The organism is Allofournierella massiliensis (assembly GCF_964241245.1).
Classification (GTDB): domain Bacteria; phylum Bacillota; class Clostridia; order Oscillospirales; family Ruminococcaceae; genus Allofournierella; species Allofournierella massiliensis.
This window is the reverse complement of sequence record NZ_CAXSWZ010000016.1, coordinates 1-15,038: the sequence shown is the minus strand read 5'-3', so window position 1 is coordinate 15,038 and position 15,038 is coordinate 1. Positions and strand designations below refer to the sequence as shown.

Here is a 15,038-nt window from a genome sequence, read left to right as displayed (position 1 = left end):
ACTCCTATGAAAGAATTTTTACACGGCACGCGTCAGGCGGTTCTTGTTACAGTTGTTTTGATGCTGATCTGTGGTCTGCTTTTTCCCTGTCTGCTCACCGGTTTGTCTTCGGTGATTTTCCCGCACCAGGCGGGCGGCAGCCTGATTACCGTAAACGGAATGGCGGTTGGAGCGGAACATGTGGGCCAGGAATTCACGCAGGACTGCTATATGTGGAGCCGTCCGTCTGCTTATCACTACAATGTTTATACCGAGAGTGAAGACGGCAGGAAATACTATAACGACGGCACAGAGTTTGGCGGCCTTGCCTCCGGTTCCAACAACTATGCGCCTTCCAATCCGGCGCTTGTGGAGCGGGTGGAAGCCGATATGGAGGCATTTCTTGAGAAAAATCCTGAAATCAAGCGCGAGGATATCCCGACCGATCTTCTCACCGCATCCGGTTCCGGCCTGGACCCGCACATTTCTCCTGCATCCGCTCAGATTCAGCTTCCCCGCATTGCACAGGCTTCCGGTTTAAGCGAAGAAAGCCTGCAGGAAATTGTGAAGCGCAATACGGCGGGAAAACTACTTGGCGTGTTCGGTGAGGAAACGGTGAATGTGCTGAAGGTAAACATTGAAATCGCGCAGGCCATGGGAACTCTGTAAAAAGAAGGAGCGGCCCATTATGATGGAGATGCATGCGTTCCAGAACGCGAAACAGCTCGAGATTCCATCTCTGGTTGGGCCTGAAAAGCCCGTTGCACAAGATCTTCTTGCGTTTCTGTATGATATAAGCGTATGGACAAAGGCCAGCCCACAGATCATTGTTGGCGGACAGAGAGAAAGTGATGTGCTTTATGCACTGTTTCGCGGTGTTGCATTTGTAGAGCTGGATTTTTGGCAGGTATTTGGCCCGGAACTGGCGGTGCTGATGCCGCGATGGAAAATTGATGCGTTTACCAATGCAGATTCAACGCAGGAAAGTGTATGGCTTGCCTTGGAAAAACAGGGCACAGCGCTGTATGGTGTGCAGAAAACGCTTTCCGGCCGCGCATCGGAAATGATGCAGGCACTTTGTTTGCGAATTGTCTGCGAATCGCCAGACCAGGCCAGGACATTAAGAAGTTTGTTTCAATCAACGGATTGGAACAATGGGATTGCAGCGCTGGAATGGGAGTATCATGCGTTTTTGGAACAGGAGAAGATTCCAACCATTTGGCAAAATTGCTGCTTCTGTTATGGCGGCATACTGGAGAAGCTGAAATATTCCGATTGTGTCCAGGCGCTTGATTTTCATCAGAAGAAAGCGCTGTGGTCAGGTTTTTTGAGAGATCGGTTTGATTATGCGGAATTTGAGTGGGTTTATCAACTGATTTGTCAGAATCACCTGAACGACCGTGTTGAATGGGAGCTTTCTTTGCACGCAGCATTGCAGGATCAGGGGTACACAGTTGATTTTGCTGAATCCGAGTTTAAACTGTATAATGCTCAAAAAAGACCTTGTTACTTCAATTTTGATAGCCATCAGTATGCGCAGCGTGCGCTGCTGAAAATTATGTTTCCGCTTAATTTTTAAAAGAAACAGCAAAGGGGGACGCATGAGATACATGCGTCCCTTCAAGCTGTGTAAAAGTAGGAATAAAAAATCGTGGCCCGCTTCTGTTCCATGCAAATTAAGGAATAAAGAAACACGGCAGCAAGACCTGAATTTCCGCCAGGATCTGTTGGAAAAACGAAATAAAAACGCCTGAACCATTCGCGTTGGATAGAACGTGCTGGCATGGACGATAACGCAAACATGTAAGTTCTCTGAGTAAACAATAACGGTATGCTCAGAACAAAAGAGGGCCGGCGAGGTTACACACCCGCTGGCCCTCTTTATGCTGCTTGCATCGTCCTTTCAATTTGTGAACAGTGTTTTCTTTGAATCAATAACTCGTACACCAAAAGTCCTGCAGGGATGTGTAACGGTCATGGATCAGAAGGTGATTCTGATCCGGACCAATACCACATAAAAGCTTTGCTCGTTCCATCATCGAAAGAGGAGGAAGACCCTGTGCTGCTCGATAACCAATAAGCTCGCAGGGAGTACCATTCCGGAACACAAAAACACCTGCGGGCTTATCTGCGAAACCGTGCCAATCCAGCGCCGGGTTATCCGGTGTATCACGGATTCCTTGCTGGAAGAAATCCAGATCCGCTGCATCAGCGGAATCTTCTTCAGCAGGCATTTCCTTTTCCGCTTCGAAATCCCACAAGCCCATTGCATCCATTTCATCAAGTTCATACAGGAATTCCTCATCCGGAACAGAACGGATCTCGCAGACCAGTCCTTCTTCCTCATCAGGAGCTTCTACATCCTCCCATTCAGGCGAATCTGCCCAATCCTCTGTTACTTTTCCATTCTCAGCATGCGCACTCATGTTGATGCCCAGCAAATATTCCACTGCGCCCATGTCAATTGTGAGCCGCGGATACATTGCGGCCACCTTATACAACCAGTGCAGCGGAGGGGCATTGAGGGTTTGAAATTCAAATACAACAGACTCGCATCCTTCTGTCCACTCCATATCCTGCAATGTTACATCGTCCAGCACATCTCCATAACAGCCCCAGCATTCGTAAGGGTCTTCATCCACATCACAAGGCACAAGTGCTTCCAATGTAAAGCAAAGCTTCTGAGACTGTTTCTGTCCATTGGTCCGATGTTTCAGCGTGGCATAAATGAATGTTTTCAGCGCTTCGCTGGGACCAGACACTTTCATCGAGACACTGCATTTGTTTGCCATTATTGTTTACTCCTTTTCTTTTAAAAAGTCATATAAAAAAGCCACTCCATGACAGTCCGGCAATGCCGCCGCAATCACAGAATGGCTTTTTATCATAATATTGCAAGCTCCAAAGGGCGCACTTAGAGGGGGTAGTTTCGTTACTCAAAATTCGCGTTGGATTCCTGCTTACCTGTATTATACGAATTACATCTGCTGATATCAATCAATCTTCTAAAATTTTTTCAGAAGATGCCCTGTGCAGCTGTATCAACCCGCTTGCGGAGAATTTCCTGCACCTCCTGCATCAGCAGCAGTCCGGTGGAAAACCCGTATTGAAATGCATCGCTGCTTTCTGTATCGCAGATAATCAGTGTCTGTTCCAGCATCTGGTCCACCAGCGCCATATCCTCCTCGCTCAGATTGTTCCGCAGGTCTTTCAGGAGCTGTTCAATCTCCTTGCCTGCCTGTTTGTGCCGGCCGTTTCCTTCCATGTTATTTTCACAGGGAAGCAACTCTCCCCGGTAGATTGCATCCAATACCATGCGGATTCCCTCCTTTATCACAGAAGCTGCTTCTCTCTGTGGGTGGCCAGGGAGAAGTTGTAGGGCGCACTGGGCCGTCCGTCCGGGAAGCTGGGCGTGGACAGGGTATTTAAAATACGCACCATCTCCTGCAGTCTGTCAGAATAGCCGTTTGTCAGCAGGATTCCCCGGGTGGGCTGAATTCCCTCCAGCACCAGACCGTCCCAGTACATCCGCAGCTGGTACAGATCCTTCGGTTCCGCCTTCCGAGTCTTCAACTCATAGATATCGCATTTTCCGTTTTCCCCTTTGTCCACCACATCCACGCGGGTACCGGTGGGCCAGACACAAATCTCGCTGGTCACCTCATCCTCAGGGTTTGCTGCCTTGAGAATTTTCATCCACTTCTTTTTCAGTTCATCCTCGCTGAATGTGGCGGCGTTTTTCTGCGGCGGGAACTCTGCCAGCGCTTCAAAGACCTTGTCCCAGTCCGGGTCGTTGCGGTCAATACCGGTCTTGTTGTTCAGGGTGGCAAGAACACCGCGGGGCAGCTCCGGCAGGATCAGCTCGCCCACAAAATCGTTGTAGCTGTTGTGTCGGGAAATGGGCGTGCCGTCTTCCTTGTGCCAGATTTCGCCCAGCTGAGCAGTGGCAATCACCCGCTTGCCCAGCCGGATATCGATGCCCTGCGTGGGCTGGGTTCCCTGATAGTAATACCGGGCCTTGCCGCCCAGTACCAGATGATCCCGCTTGGATTTATCGAGGGTACCGTGGACATAAATCACCGGTACAATCTGGCCACCCAGTTCCACTTCCAGCTTTTCGGTGCGCGCCATCATCATGGGAACCTGGATGGGCGGAACCAGCATGCTGCTCTGGCCTACCGTTACCGCGATCTTGGCGCTGGGCTCCAGCGTGACCGGATCCAGTTCCAGGTAGCCCCGGTAGGCAACGCCCAGATGCTCGATCAGCCACAGCCGGAGAGTGGCCAGATCACTGAGCTTTCGGTTGCCCTGCCGCTGCAGGGTGCGGGCAATGGCCATCGGCACCCGTACATAGATAACCGTGGAGGGATCAGGCCACTGAAGATTCAGGCCCTCGGGCAGCTGAAGAGCGTCTTCCTCGGTTACGGTCATCTTCAGGTCAAAGGGACCGCTTACTTTGTAATAAGGGCCGGGCTGGCTGCGGGTGTAGATGCACCAGTCACCGGTGCCTCCGGACAGGCAGGCCAGCGCATTGTTGAGACCATATCCGTGCTCATTCAGGCGGCTGTTGGTCAGCGGAGCACTGCCCAGCTGAAGCGCATTGGTGAGTGCGGCAAGATCCATGCCACAGCCCCAGTCGGCCACTGCCAGGTGAATATAGTTCTTGTCCGCATCAGGTGCCAGCGCCACACAGATCCGAGCCTTTTCGCCCGCCAGTGCGGCGGCAAGAGCATCATCGCACCCCTCGAGGACACCCTGATGGAAGAGCATTCCCTGACGGGCCAGCCCGACAAAGGCCTTGCGAGTGATGTTGATGGCGATTTCGTGGCTCTCGTTGGTGCAAGCGGTGATGTTGTTCATGTTCTGGTTGTTCATATTGAATCCTCTCTTTCTTATTTATAAGGAATGTGTTTGATCCACTGCCCTTTTCCGGCTTGTTTTGTTGCGGCCGGCATGTTATGATGAGAGGGCAGATTGGATTGTTTTGACGTACGGTTCATTTTGCGTTTGCCGTGTCTGAGTTGCCGCTCAGATACGGCTTTTTTGTTAGAAGGGCAGGGGACTTTATCACGGCCAGCAGGCAGGGACAATGACCGAACTGCCTGCTTCGGTGATCCGGGATGTTGTCGACTGGATAAATGAAGCAATTATGATAGAAATGAATCAGCATCATCGATTTATCCTCCTTTACAGTTGTTTTTATTGGGATGGGTGTGTTTCCCTTCCGACAACTTAATTATACACCGAAAGCGGTGCATGAAACAAGCTGCAATATGCACCAAATAAAGTGAATATTGCGGCTTGGACATTTGGTTCTTTTGCTAATTGACTCTTGTACGTAAATGTGCACTTGACATGGTGCATGTTTCGCTTATATACTTGATTTATAATTAAGAGAGAAGGTGTATGCGAATGTCGATAAAATATGACAAACTTTTTGCCCTATTAAAAGATCGTGGATACACTACATATCGGATTCGAAAAGAAGGATTACTTGGGCAAAGTACGTTGACTGCAATTAAAAATGGAAAAGGCGGATTAACAGAGAAGTCTATTGATAAACTCTGCCAAGTGTTAAAGTGCCAACCAGGCGATTTGATGGAATATGTGGAAGATGACTCTGAATCAATTTGAATATGAACTAAAGGAATTGGTCCGGAATTTTTTGTGAGATGAAGAATCTTATATAAACGAAAGAGGAACCTGCGCAAAGCCATAACCGACTTTGCACAGATTCCTCTTTTTTTACATGTATCAAACTGATTGTTGTGTCCGCCATTTCTTGTAGCGATCATCTGAAGCCAATAGGTGAGCCATAATTGGCTGCGCAGGCTCCTCTTTTACAATGTATCAAATCAACTGCCGTATCTGTCCGTTCACAACACCGCTCAGCTTCTCCAGCCGATTATCCCCCACTGGGATTTGTGGATGCTCCTGAAACGCGAAACCATATAGATTTTTCAGGTCATTACGGATCTCATCCGTCATCAAGGCTTTCGCAACGATGATAAAGTCAGATCCAAGCCGTGGAGTCAGCCGAGTAATATAACGTTCCGCATGGCTCAACTGGTCGGCGTCCAGGTCAAACAGCAAGCTGCGGTTGTTATCAAACACCGGGGCCATGGTTTTCACCTGCATGGTATCCGTATCAAACAAAACACCAAAGTTACCCAGATGCCGGTCTGTATTCAGGATAATGGCGTCCAGAATCATCATGCGGCGAAAGGCATCTTCGCTGCCGATGGAACGGAAATACTCCAGAAAGCCGGAGAAAGACCGCTCTTCGCGGGTCATGACAGCTGTTTTGGCAAGGCCGATGGATTCACTGGTGAACAGGGGACAAGTAGATACCAGTCTTCCATGATGGAATCGCATATCATATGGAACTGCATCGGGGCACAGGATGCTGGAAATTTGAGCAGCCAGATATTCCGACAGCGGCTCCAGCTCATAGGTGGCGCTGCCGGCCTTATAGAGGTAAATACCGTCCGATTCTCGTTTCCAGCACTTGGCATAGTATCCGTCCGTGGTAAATTCTGGTGAGGGGGAGGAGGAAAGGCTTTGTTCGCTGAAGGAGCCGTTCAACGCAGCCTCGGCAATGATCTCATCAAAGTCATTCTGATACAGGGAGACATCTCGCCAGCACAACTGGGAATCCGCCTGTTTTACCCAAAAGGTATCGTTGAGTGAAAGCGTATGACTGACCTGCAGAAAACCGTCCAATGTGCGGCACCCATATTGTGCCAGAAGCTGCTCGATATGCTTTCGGTGCTTGGGAGCGCGCCGCCCCTCCAAAAAGCTCAGAAGAGATTTATAGCCAATGGGGCGCAAAGACGAAAACCAGGTCCTTTCTAAAGCCATCACATCGCCAAATTCATCCTCTTGGGTAGAGAATTCCAGAAAGGGAGTGTCTTTGTTCAGCAAAATCCAGTCCATCTCGGCCCCTCCCTTCTGCTTTTCATTATACCACAAAATCATTGTTATGCATCCCGCCTTTCTTTATCTGCAAAAGGGGGAGCTCCCGTTTCCTGTTCTCACAAGTGTGGAAAATATTGATTTGTTGGTGTCCAATAAGTATAATGTTTTCGAAGAGGTGATGCTGGTATGACGCTGGAAGAACGGCGGGCAAAAATTCTCATCAACAAGGCTGGTGGGACAGCTGGGCCAGAAGGAAAAAGCTATCGTGTAGTGCTGCCCCCTGTATGGGCCAAACAACTGGGTGTTATGGAGAATAGCCGTGATGTCATTCTGCAATTTGACGGCGAATGTATTACCATCCGCAGAGCTGGCACGGGAGAATATCATTCCTTTATCAATGAGACGAGAGAAAAAAAGCACGATCTATTGATTCTTCACTACTATGATGGGGAGACTCTTTGCACCAAAATCTGCCTGGATCGGACCTCCCGGCGGTTGGTTATCGAAAATGAGACGGACGATATTCTTTCAACCGCGTTTGGGGTCAACCAGACACCCAATTGGGAGGACTTTATGACCTTTTTGGAATCTCGCTGTATTCCGCGGCAGCGGGATGGATTGAAATACTATCTGGCACAGCTGGGGATAGAGAAATACGATCCGATGGAGATCATCCGTAAGACTGCCGGCCGCATGGCAGAAGATTCCTGCTGGATTAAGATTGTGGAGGGGTAAGATGGCAGTCAGATTAGTGACCGGAAATCGCATTGCAGAAACGTCCTCCAAGGGAAATCAGGAAAAGTGGCTGGAAAATGACCGTTGGTACAAACTTGACCTATTTGGATATGAAGGGTTGGCAGAAACCGTAACATCCCAATTGTTGCAGCACTCTAACATAGAAGAACTGGGCTTCCGCTATATGACTTACTGTATGGAGCGGATGAAAGTGCATCAACGAATTCGGAATGGCTGTTCCAGCTCCAACTTTCTGATGCCCGGAGAAAGCATCCTGACCCTTGCTGACTTGTTTCGCAAAGGCGTTGGACCAGACTGGCAAGGTGTTGTAGCCCGACAGCCTAACCTCGCCGGGAAGGTTCGCTGGATGGTAGAACAAACGATACGCCTCACCGAATTGGAGCAGTTTGGAAACTATCTCACGTTGTTGTTTGAAGTGGATATGCTGTTTGGCAACGAGGATCGCCATCTGAATAATATTGCTGTTCTGCGCAGAGGAGAGAAGTTCGACTACTGTCCCATTTTTGACTTTGGTGCGGGACTTCTTTCCAATGTGCGCGACTATCCCATGGATATTGAACCTCGTTCCCACATGAAGCTGCTGCGGGCGCAGCCGCTGAACACAACATTCACACGACAGGTCCGGGCGGCCAGATCCCTCTACGGTCCCCAATTGCAATGGACTTTTACGGTTGCCGAAATAACTGCTGCACTGGAGGAGCTGCTAAAGTTCTATGCCGAAAGGGACCGGGCATACATTGCCAACAGGATAAAAACCTGCATCCACTGGCAGGCTGCAAAATTGTGAAGAGGGTGTGGGTAGATAACCGTCGGCATGTTTCAGCAGTACAGCGCCTTCGCCTGCCACCTGCTTATTCAGAGCCCGTTCGGCGGCTTTCGGTTCATCGTTGGCAGTGGCGGGGGAATCGATGGTGAAATTGCAATTCGTACGCTATGCTCTGCCCAGAGATATTTCGTAACCGGTCATTTGAAATTTGTCTCTTGAAAAAAGATTGATGCTGCCCGCGTTTTGGTTCATACGGTCAGGCAAGATGATATATGTTGATGAAGCCATAACGCAGCTGCACAGAAAAGAAAGAAGCAACAGGACGCAAAACAGAAAACTCCCTCCCGATCCATTCCTGCGGAATGAAAGGGGAGGGAGTTTTTTGCAAGCAGGGTATTCTTTTGTTCACAACGCTGCTGCTTGGGGGATCAGAACTGTGACACTTCGTAGTCGCTCCAAGTTTCTGCGGTGGATGCGCCGGAAAGATCCGCGCTGTCGGAATAGGTTTCCACCGTAATGGTGAAATCACTGGTACCGGTCACATAGACGGTGCCATCCGTTCCCACGACTGATACGGAATTCCCGGCGGTATCCACAATGGTTCCTGCGCACTGAAGATTCGTCAGAGTGCTGTCACCGGTGACTGCCCAGGTGCTGTCGGAATCGATATAGAGGGTGGCATATCCGTCGCCGCCATTGCCGGCATAGCTTTCATCCTGAAGCACAGCGCCGGTGAGCGTGCTGCCCTGCGTGAGATAAAAGTCCAGGCAGCTGATGGAATCCCAGATGATATCACCCTCCAGTGTCTGTTGGATGCCGGTGAAGTGACAGTCTGCGCCGTTGGCCCCGGTGGTTCCCCAGCCGCGGTCGTTGGCGTTTCCGGTGCAGCGCAGCAGAAATTCACTGTCGGCGGCGTTGGTGATGTCCACACCGGAGAGGACGAAGGTGGATTCGGTATTGGTGGTGTAGAACATACCGCCGTTTTCTGCGGTAAGGCTGCCGCCCACCATTTCAAAGGTGCTGTTGCCGACCTCAGAGTCGCCGGACATGCTCTGGTAGAGGATCACGTTCCAGGTGCAGTCATTTTGCTCCAGATCGCTCATGTTTCCTGAGAGGTCGCAGTCAAAGAGTCGGATGGTATTGAGTCCTTCAATACAGATGGCTTCGGAGCCGGTGGCGGACAGTGCGGCGTTGTGGATGGTGATGTCCGCTGTGCTGTAAACAGCGGGTGAGCCGGTGCCGTTGGAGGTATAGCTGCCACCATCCACCACCATGGTGCCGCTGCCCCGGTCGGAACGAATGGCCGCGGCGGATTCGCCTTCGGTCACCACGCTCAGATCCCAGGCGTAGAGGGTGCCGCCACCAGCCACATGGATACCGCCGGAGGTGTTCTGCGCAGTGGTGATGGAGGTGTCGGATACATAAGCGATGCCGTAGTCATAGGAAAAGACGCCTGCGCCGCCTGCGGCATCGGTGGTGATGGTACTGTCGGAGATGACCAGTGTTCCGTCTGTCACCAGAGCTGCAGCACCCACGCCGTAAAAGCTGGAGCTGTCGCCGCCGGTGCTGTCGTCAGACTGGCGGGTGATGGTCACATTATTCAGCTGAGCGGTCACGCCCTCTGTGGCAAGCAGAACGGCATTTTCATCGGTTCCGGTGGAGGACAGCTGGCTGTTGGAAACCTCGGAATCCTCGGTATATTCACTGGCAGCGTCATAACTGTCCGGTGCAGAGGACTGGCCGCCCATACCACCGCCCATACCGCCACCGCCGGGCCCGCCGCCGGAGAGGGTGACCGATGTGGCAATACCATCATCGCCCACTTCCACGGTTACCGTATCGCCCTGGGAAATATCCTCATAGCTCAGGGAGGGCTGCGCCATGTCTGCGGGGGCCGAGCCTTCCGGCATTTCCGGAGGAGTCTGCCCGGAAGTTGTTCCGTTCTCCGGCATAGCGGGAGGTTCTTCCCCTCCGGAAACGGCACCATCCGGGATATCAGGGGCGTTCGCCTCGCCGGAGGCTGCGCCGTCTGGTGCAGCCGGAGGAGTTTCGCCATTGCTCATTGCACCGTCCGGTGCGTCCGGCGGAGCTTCGCCGTTGGGAGCAGAGCCACCGGGAGCCTGACCGCCCATGCCGGGCTGCCCTTGCTGAAATATGGTGTCAGGGGAAAGGGGAATGATCACCGTACCGGAGTCTTCTGTGGTCAAGGAAATTTCATCGGCACTGATGGCGTTGACCGTGCCGGTAAAGGTCTGTTCTGCAAGGCTGACCGTGACACTTTGTTCACTTTCGCTTTTGCCGCAGGCGGTTGCGGAAAGCAGAAGTGCACCGGCGGTAACCATTGCAAGTAGCTGCTTTTTCATGGGAAGGTTCCTTTCTCATTGTGGATTGTTCGCTTGAGAACAGCATTATCATATTCCCTGAAACTTAATTGAAACTTAAAATACAGAACACCGGGGGGCGAAAGCATCGCTTTGCAGGATGCCGCGCTGTGAACACAGGAAAAGGGGTATGGAGACAGTGTTGAGGGAAGCGGTGTCACATAGCTGCTTTTTGGCATACTTGAACACAGCCTGCTATGCCCTCAGTGCGGTGCACTGGGGGACTTATTTTTTTGATCAGTCTTGCATTTCAATAGAGTTTCGCTATAATACAAATAAAGACTGTTTTTTAATTTTATACTTTATATGAGAAGGTGACAGCTTGTGGCAAGAAAGGCGTACTCCGATGATGAGAGGGCGCAGGTGAAGGAAGCCCTGATGGTCACCATGATCCAGTGTATCGCGGACCGGGGCCTGATCCATAGCAGCATTGATGTCCTCTGCAAAAAAGTAGGGATCTCCAAGACCTTCTTCTACAGTTTCTTCTCATCCAAGGAGGAACTGGTGCTCTACGCCCTGCGATATCAGCAGCCCAGACTGTTGGACTACGCCCGTCAGCTGATGGAAGACCCGACACTCAGTTGGCGGGCGGGCGTGGAGACCTTCCTGAAAAACTGCTGCTACGGAGCCAAAAGCGGAGTCGCTGTTTTGTCCATTGAAGAGGAGCAGCAAGTACGCCGTTGCCTTTCCGAGGAGAATTTTCAGGCATTCCGACAGGATCAGGTCAGTTTTTATGGAAAACTACTCTCCATCTTTGGCCTCCCCACAGACGGCATTGACCCCCGGCTGTTCGGTAATCTGGCTCTGGCCATGATGATGGTACACAAGGCCATTCCGGACACCATGCCCTTCCTGTTTCCGGAGGTGGCGGAGGATATGGTGGAGTTTCAGGTCAGGGCTCTGGTGGACGAGATGGAGCGTGCAAAAGAGGATGCGCGGCAGGTGAAAGCAAATGTATAGCGGTGTATTCCTAAGTCCAAACGGACACGAAAGACAGCAGAATATCATTGAGCACGGGGCCTTGGAAAACAGGCCTCGGGTCTGTGCGGCCTTTTTATGCCTTGCGTCAGCCTGTCCAAGTGACAGGGTGTCGCAGGGCATTTTTTATTGTTCGGAAAGAGGTGCCTGATATGAATTTACCAAAACGAAATAGTGCGGACGGGCGCTGTTACTGGATGAAGCCCGAGGTACAGGAAGAACTGCAACCGCTCTTTGACCAGTGTATCCAGGATGCCATTGACGGGAAAATCACGCGGCTTGATGATTCCCACTGGCCGCCGGTAGTGGTCAGCAGTCAAGGTGCACCCTTTGATGTGTGGCAACTGCTTAGGGCATGGACAGAAATACAGCGGGCCGAGACCCTGGATGCGGAAAAGGCCATCGCCTTCAGCGAAAACCTGCGCCGCCAGAGCCGCTGGGGTGAAATTGACCACCATCTACTTGATATGCTGAAACGGGAGCTACAAGAGAAGTATTTTGTTGCAACAGGCGATGAAGATGATCGTTTCTGGGATCGGGAGTATTCCCTGAAACCAGGCATCCGTGCAGAGGAGGTCCCGGAGCCGCTGCTGCGTTTCGCCTGCTATGTGGCGGTGAGCTATAAAGTGTATGGCTTGGACTTTCAGTATCTGGACGCCAATTACCTCTTTGGATTGGTGGAGAAAGTCCGTCCTGATATGGTGAAAAAGCTCCGGGAACACGGGACCGGCAGGCTGCCGCTCTCTCTGCAAAAGAGGAAAACAGAGCACTTCACCGCATCGGCCAACGATGCCTTTGCCGTTATCCGTATTACTGCCAGGGACAACACGGAGGAATGCTGCCATGAAGTGCTGAACTACCTGTGTGAGATTCTGGAGCAGGAGGACTTTCCCCGCAGCTATGCGGTGGAGTTCAAAGGGCCGGAAAAGAGCTATCTTCCCATCACAGGACTGCCCAAAAAGGGAGTAAACCAGCTCTTTGCCTGTGCCGTGCAGTACCCCGGTCTCCACTTCCTGATGGAACGGTACGCCCGGCTTGCCATGCGGCAATATGAGCAGTACACCAATCTCAGCGATGAGCAGTGTGCGCTCCCCGGAAGTTTTGCCGTGTTCGCCCTGGGAATGCTGGGGCAAGAGTGGCGGCAGCTCATCTGGGATTATCTCGATCTCTGTGATGATGAGCACTCCCACTTACAGGAAAAATTCCTCCGGGAGTATGTGAAACAGTTCGGATTTACCGCCGATACCGTCCCTGTGTTTGTCCGGGGTGTGCTGTCCATGCAGAACATGAAGTATTCCAAGGACTATGCCGCGTGGATGGCAAATGCAGAAAGCCTGGACGCTCTGCTGGAGGCCAAAAGCCACCTGTCCGAGATCGTTCCAAGCGGTTTTTCCTCCGACGAGGATGACGATGATGACGAGAAACCCACCGAGGAAACAGAAGCCAGCCCGGAGGAAGTGCTGCAATACGCATGGGAAACGGTCTGCTATGTGATCTGGGGCAAAGCCAGCGCCAAGGGTGGTCAGAAAGTGGTGGAAGCAGCTCCGGAGGAACTGAGAGAGCGGTATCAGGAAATTTTTCGATAGGAGGAAACAATATGAAAACCTTTGATCCCGATTATAAATTACTGGACGAGATGTATCAGGATGATTATTATCCTGCTTTTCTGGTAGACAAGGTAAAGGATGAACTTCAAAAAGTCATTGACCTGCTGGAGAGCGGCGAAACCGACACTGAAGTGATACAGAACACGCTGGATAAGGCGGTCTGCGGCATCAACGATCTTCAGGATGAATTTTACGAAAACGACAGCGAGATTGAAACGGTGGCGAGGGATTGTATTGGAGATACCGTTGCCTACATTCTGGAGTGGTTTGACATTCCCATTGACACCGAGGAGGCCATCCGGGAACGGGACTGGTAATTTTTTCAGTGCTATGACCACATGGCTGTCGCTATGATGCAGGAACTGGGAAAAGGGGAAACGACCTATGGCAGAGTTCAAACAAATCATAGAGGATGCGCTGGACATTTTGAAATTTGACGGAGCCGTACAGGACACTCTGGCGGAACTTCGAGGGAAATGGGGCGCACAGGTCCCGGCGCTGCTGGATGAACGCTTTGACGCCATCGGCATCCAATATATGAAATTGCCCCATGAAAAAGGAGCGGCGGCCTTGGGGCAGGAACTCTCTGCCTTCGGCTGGGCGTTGTATAACCTGGACGATGAGGACGAGTATCTGTTTGCCTTGATCCCAGAAGAAGAACGCAGCGAATGGGAACGCTGCTGCAAAAAGCAGGGGCAATATTGCCACCTGATGAAACAGCAAGGGCGAAAATGGGGCGACCATGCCAAGGAGCAGGACCCTGGGAAGCTGATGCCCTGCGAGGAGTACATACTTCAGGATGAGTACGATTATTTCTTCAACTCCCTGGCGGGTGATTTTGCGGCGGGCGAATGGAAAAACCAGGATGCAGAAGAATGGAAAAACGGCTGTGTGGCCGATCTGCGCCAGCGTCCGCCCCAGGTGACCCGCGCCCACAGTTTGCCGCATCTTGGGTGCCTCACTTATTCCGCAGAAAATGGACTCTATGCCGCGTCCAGGACCGCTGGCAGCGGGACGATTGGCCGAGCATTACTGAGCAAGAATCCAGGCACGCTCAACTGGGCCGAACCGTCCCCCGTTGGATATGACGGTCCACCGCAGACCCTGTGCTGGGCTGACCATTCTCTCTGGGTGGGTGATCCCACCAACGCTACAAGGATCGAACTGACTGACCGGGGCACCTGCCAGGATGTGAAAAACTGGATTCTGCCGGAAGATGGATGGAGCACCAAATACCATTGCGGCATTACAACAGATGGTCTGGGCCGGGTCTACTTTTCCAACGAGTGGTACAAGGGGCAGATTTACCGCTGGGAAAACGGAAAGGTATAGGGCCGTTCTGCAAACCCCACGTTCAACGTGGGGTTATGATTTACGTAAGAATCTTCTTGCTCTTTGTACGGTTGCACTTTCAGCATAGGGTCTGTAGATTCGTTTCTTCAGTGCGGCCACCCTTTGAGACGGGGATAATATGCTGCCTTATTTTTGACCAGCCTTTCCATTTGAAATTTTGATTTGCAGCCTGGATAGATGCAACAATTAGACTAAAAACGCAGAAAAACACCTAAAAAGGTGGCAGCCTGTAGAAAAACCTGCTTTGGCAATCAGGCCAGAGCAGGTTTTCTGTTTGAAAACAAGAAGACAGGTGGAAAA

At 51.5% G+C, this 15,038-nt stretch carries 16 protein-coding genes; 9 read left to right on the top strand and 7 right to left on the bottom strand.

The window, feature by feature from the left end; genetic code table 11:
* The first annotated feature begins 6 nt into the window (after positions 1 to 6).
* Together kdpC and ACESYO_RS09685 are read left to right on the top strand one after the other, a co-directional pair.
* On the top strand, positions 7 to 648 hold the full coding sequence (kdpC, locus tag ACESYO_RS09690; protein ID WP_283128981.1) for a potassium-transporting ATPase subunit KdpC: 642 nt from the start codon (positions 7 to 9) through the stop codon (positions 646 to 648).
* A gap of 19 nt (positions 649 to 667) precedes the next feature.
* Positions 668 to 1,558 carry a hypothetical protein gene (locus ACESYO_RS09685; protein WP_373209899.1) on the top strand — a complete coding sequence of 297 codons (891 nt, stop codon included), beginning with the start codon at positions 668 to 670 and terminating at the stop codon, positions 1,556 to 1,558.
* Between the two features lie 352 nt (positions 1,559 to 1,910).
* Here ACESYO_RS09685 and ACESYO_RS09680 read toward each other — a convergent pair whose 3' ends face one another.
* From ACESYO_RS09680 to ACESYO_RS09665, 4 genes are all read right to left on the bottom strand, one after another.
* Complete coding sequence (locus tag ACESYO_RS09680; protein WP_373209900.1) at positions 1,911 to 2,771, bottom strand: hypothetical protein; 861 nt, start codon at positions 2,769 to 2,771, stop codon at positions 1,911 to 1,913.
* Positions 2,772 to 2,995: 224 nt separating this feature from the next.
* Complete coding sequence (locus tag ACESYO_RS09675; RefSeq protein ID WP_373209901.1) at positions 2,996 to 3,295, bottom strand: DUF6809 family protein; 300 nt, start codon at positions 3,293 to 3,295, stop codon at positions 2,996 to 2,998.
* 17 nt (positions 3,296 to 3,312) lie between these two features.
* A complete protein-coding gene (locus tag ACESYO_RS09670) occupies positions 3,313 to 4,854 on the bottom strand; it encodes a PDDEXK family nuclease (RefSeq protein WP_373209902.1) in 1,542 nt (513 codons plus the stop codon).
* 121 nt (positions 4,855 to 4,975) lie between these two features.
* Positions 4,976 to 5,152 (bottom strand): hypothetical protein, encoded by a 177-nt coding sequence (locus tag ACESYO_RS09665; RefSeq protein WP_373209903.1) that lies wholly within the window; start codon positions 5,150 to 5,152, stop codon positions 4,976 to 4,978.
* A gap of 239 nt (positions 5,153 to 5,391) precedes the next feature.
* Here ACESYO_RS09665 and ACESYO_RS09660 point away from each other — a divergent pair, with 239 nt between their 5' ends.
* Positions 5,392 to 5,613, top strand: coding sequence for a helix-turn-helix domain-containing protein (locus ACESYO_RS09660; protein ID WP_373209904.1), 222 nt, complete (start codon positions 5,392 to 5,394; stop codon positions 5,611 to 5,613).
* Positions 5,614 to 5,829: 216 nt separating this feature from the next.
* On the opposite strand, the gene ACESYO_RS09655 is transcribed toward ACESYO_RS09660, so the two are convergent.
* Positions 5,830 to 6,915 (bottom strand): HipA domain-containing protein, encoded by a 1,086-nt coding sequence (locus ACESYO_RS09655; RefSeq protein WP_373209905.1) that lies wholly within the window; start codon positions 6,913 to 6,915, stop codon positions 5,830 to 5,832.
* A gap of 168 nt (positions 6,916 to 7,083) precedes the next feature.
* Here ACESYO_RS09655 and ACESYO_RS09650 point away from each other — a divergent pair, with 168 nt between their 5' ends.
* A complete protein-coding gene (locus tag ACESYO_RS09650) occupies positions 7,084 to 7,632 on the top strand; it encodes an AbrB/MazE/SpoVT family DNA-binding domain-containing protein (protein WP_087296260.1) in 549 nt (182 codons plus the stop codon).
* A 1-nt stretch (position 7,633) separates the two neighbouring features.
* Positions 7,634 to 8,440: a hypothetical protein gene (locus tag ACESYO_RS09645; protein WP_373209906.1), complete on the top strand. Its 807-nt coding sequence runs from the start codon at positions 7,634 to 7,636 to the stop codon at positions 8,438 to 8,440.
* A 407-nt stretch (positions 8,441 to 8,847) separates the two neighbouring features.
* Here the strand turns inward: ACESYO_RS09645 and ACESYO_RS09640 are convergent, their stop codons facing one another.
* Positions 8,848 to 10,782 (bottom strand): hypothetical protein, encoded by a 1,935-nt coding sequence (locus ACESYO_RS09640; RefSeq protein ID WP_373209907.1) that lies wholly within the window; start codon positions 10,780 to 10,782, stop codon positions 8,848 to 8,850.
* A 342-nt stretch (positions 10,783 to 11,124) separates the two neighbouring features.
* Between ACESYO_RS09640 and ACESYO_RS09635 the strand changes: the two genes are divergently transcribed.
* From ACESYO_RS09635 to ACESYO_RS09620, 4 genes are all read left to right on the top strand, one after another.
* A complete protein-coding gene (locus ACESYO_RS09635; RefSeq protein ID WP_373209908.1) occupies positions 11,125 to 11,760 on the top strand; it encodes a TetR/AcrR family transcriptional regulator in 636 nt (211 codons plus the stop codon).
* A 170-nt stretch (positions 11,761 to 11,930) separates the two neighbouring features.
* On the top strand, positions 11,931 to 13,364 hold the full coding sequence (locus tag ACESYO_RS09630; RefSeq protein ID WP_373209909.1) for a DUF6138 family protein: 1,434 nt from the start codon (positions 11,931 to 11,933) through the stop codon (positions 13,362 to 13,364).
* A gap of 11 nt (positions 13,365 to 13,375) precedes the next feature.
* Positions 13,376 to 13,702, top strand: coding sequence for a DUF5713 family protein (locus tag ACESYO_RS09625; RefSeq protein ID WP_087182431.1), 327 nt, complete (start codon positions 13,376 to 13,378; stop codon positions 13,700 to 13,702).
* 67 nt (positions 13,703 to 13,769) lie between these two features.
* On the top strand, positions 13,770 to 14,717 hold the full coding sequence (locus tag ACESYO_RS09620; protein WP_373209910.1) for a hypothetical protein: 948 nt from the start codon (positions 13,770 to 13,772) through the stop codon (positions 14,715 to 14,717).
* A gap of 79 nt (positions 14,718 to 14,796) precedes the next feature.
* Here ACESYO_RS09620 and ACESYO_RS09615 read toward each other — a convergent pair whose 3' ends face one another.
* Positions 14,797 to 14,949, bottom strand: a complete 153-nt coding sequence (locus ACESYO_RS09615; protein WP_082669600.1) for an HNH endonuclease — start codon at positions 14,947 to 14,949, stop codon at positions 14,797 to 14,799.
* Positions 14,950 to 15,038: the final 89 nt, after the last annotated feature.

Coding starts and splice junctions, on each gene's coding strand:
- kdpC (WP_283128981.1), top strand. CDS start 7: ATGAAAGAATTTTTACACGGCACGCGTCAGGCGGTTCTTGTTACAGTT.
- ACESYO_RS09685 (WP_373209899.1), top strand. CDS start 668: ATGATGGAGATGCATGCGTTCCAGAACGCGAAACAGCTCGAGATTCCA.
- ACESYO_RS09680 (WP_373209900.1), bottom strand. CDS start 2,771: ATGGCAAACAAATGCAGTGTCTCGATGAAAGTGTCTGGTCCCAGCGAA.
- ACESYO_RS09675 (WP_373209901.1), bottom strand. CDS start 3,295: ATGGTATTGGATGCAATCTACCGGGGAGAGTTGCTTCCCTGTGAAAAT.
- ACESYO_RS09670 (WP_373209902.1), bottom strand. CDS start 4,854: ATGAACAACCAGAACATGAACAACATCACCGCTTGCACCAACGAGAGC.
- ACESYO_RS09665 (WP_373209903.1), bottom strand. CDS start 5,152: ATGATGCTGATTCATTTCTATCATAATTGCTTCATTTATCCAGTCGAC.
- ACESYO_RS09660 (WP_373209904.1), top strand. CDS start 5,392: ATGTCGATAAAATATGACAAACTTTTTGCCCTATTAAAAGATCGTGGA.
- ACESYO_RS09655 (WP_373209905.1), bottom strand. CDS start 6,915: ATGGACTGGATTTTGCTGAACAAAGACACTCCCTTTCTGGAATTCTCT.
- ACESYO_RS09650 (WP_087296260.1), top strand. CDS start 7,084: ATGACGCTGGAAGAACGGCGGGCAAAAATTCTCATCAACAAGGCTGGT.
- ACESYO_RS09645 (WP_373209906.1), top strand. CDS start 7,634: ATGGCAGTCAGATTAGTGACCGGAAATCGCATTGCAGAAACGTCCTCC.
- ACESYO_RS09640 (WP_373209907.1), bottom strand. CDS start 10,782: ATGAAAAAGCAGCTACTTGCAATGGTTACCGCCGGTGCACTTCTGCTT.
- ACESYO_RS09630 (WP_373209909.1), top strand. CDS start 11,931: ATGAATTTACCAAAACGAAATAGTGCGGACGGGCGCTGTTACTGGATG.
- ACESYO_RS09625 (WP_087182431.1), top strand. CDS start 13,376: ATGAAAACCTTTGATCCCGATTATAAATTACTGGACGAGATGTATCAG.
- ACESYO_RS09620 (WP_373209910.1), top strand. CDS start 13,770: ATGGCAGAGTTCAAACAAATCATAGAGGATGCGCTGGACATTTTGAAA.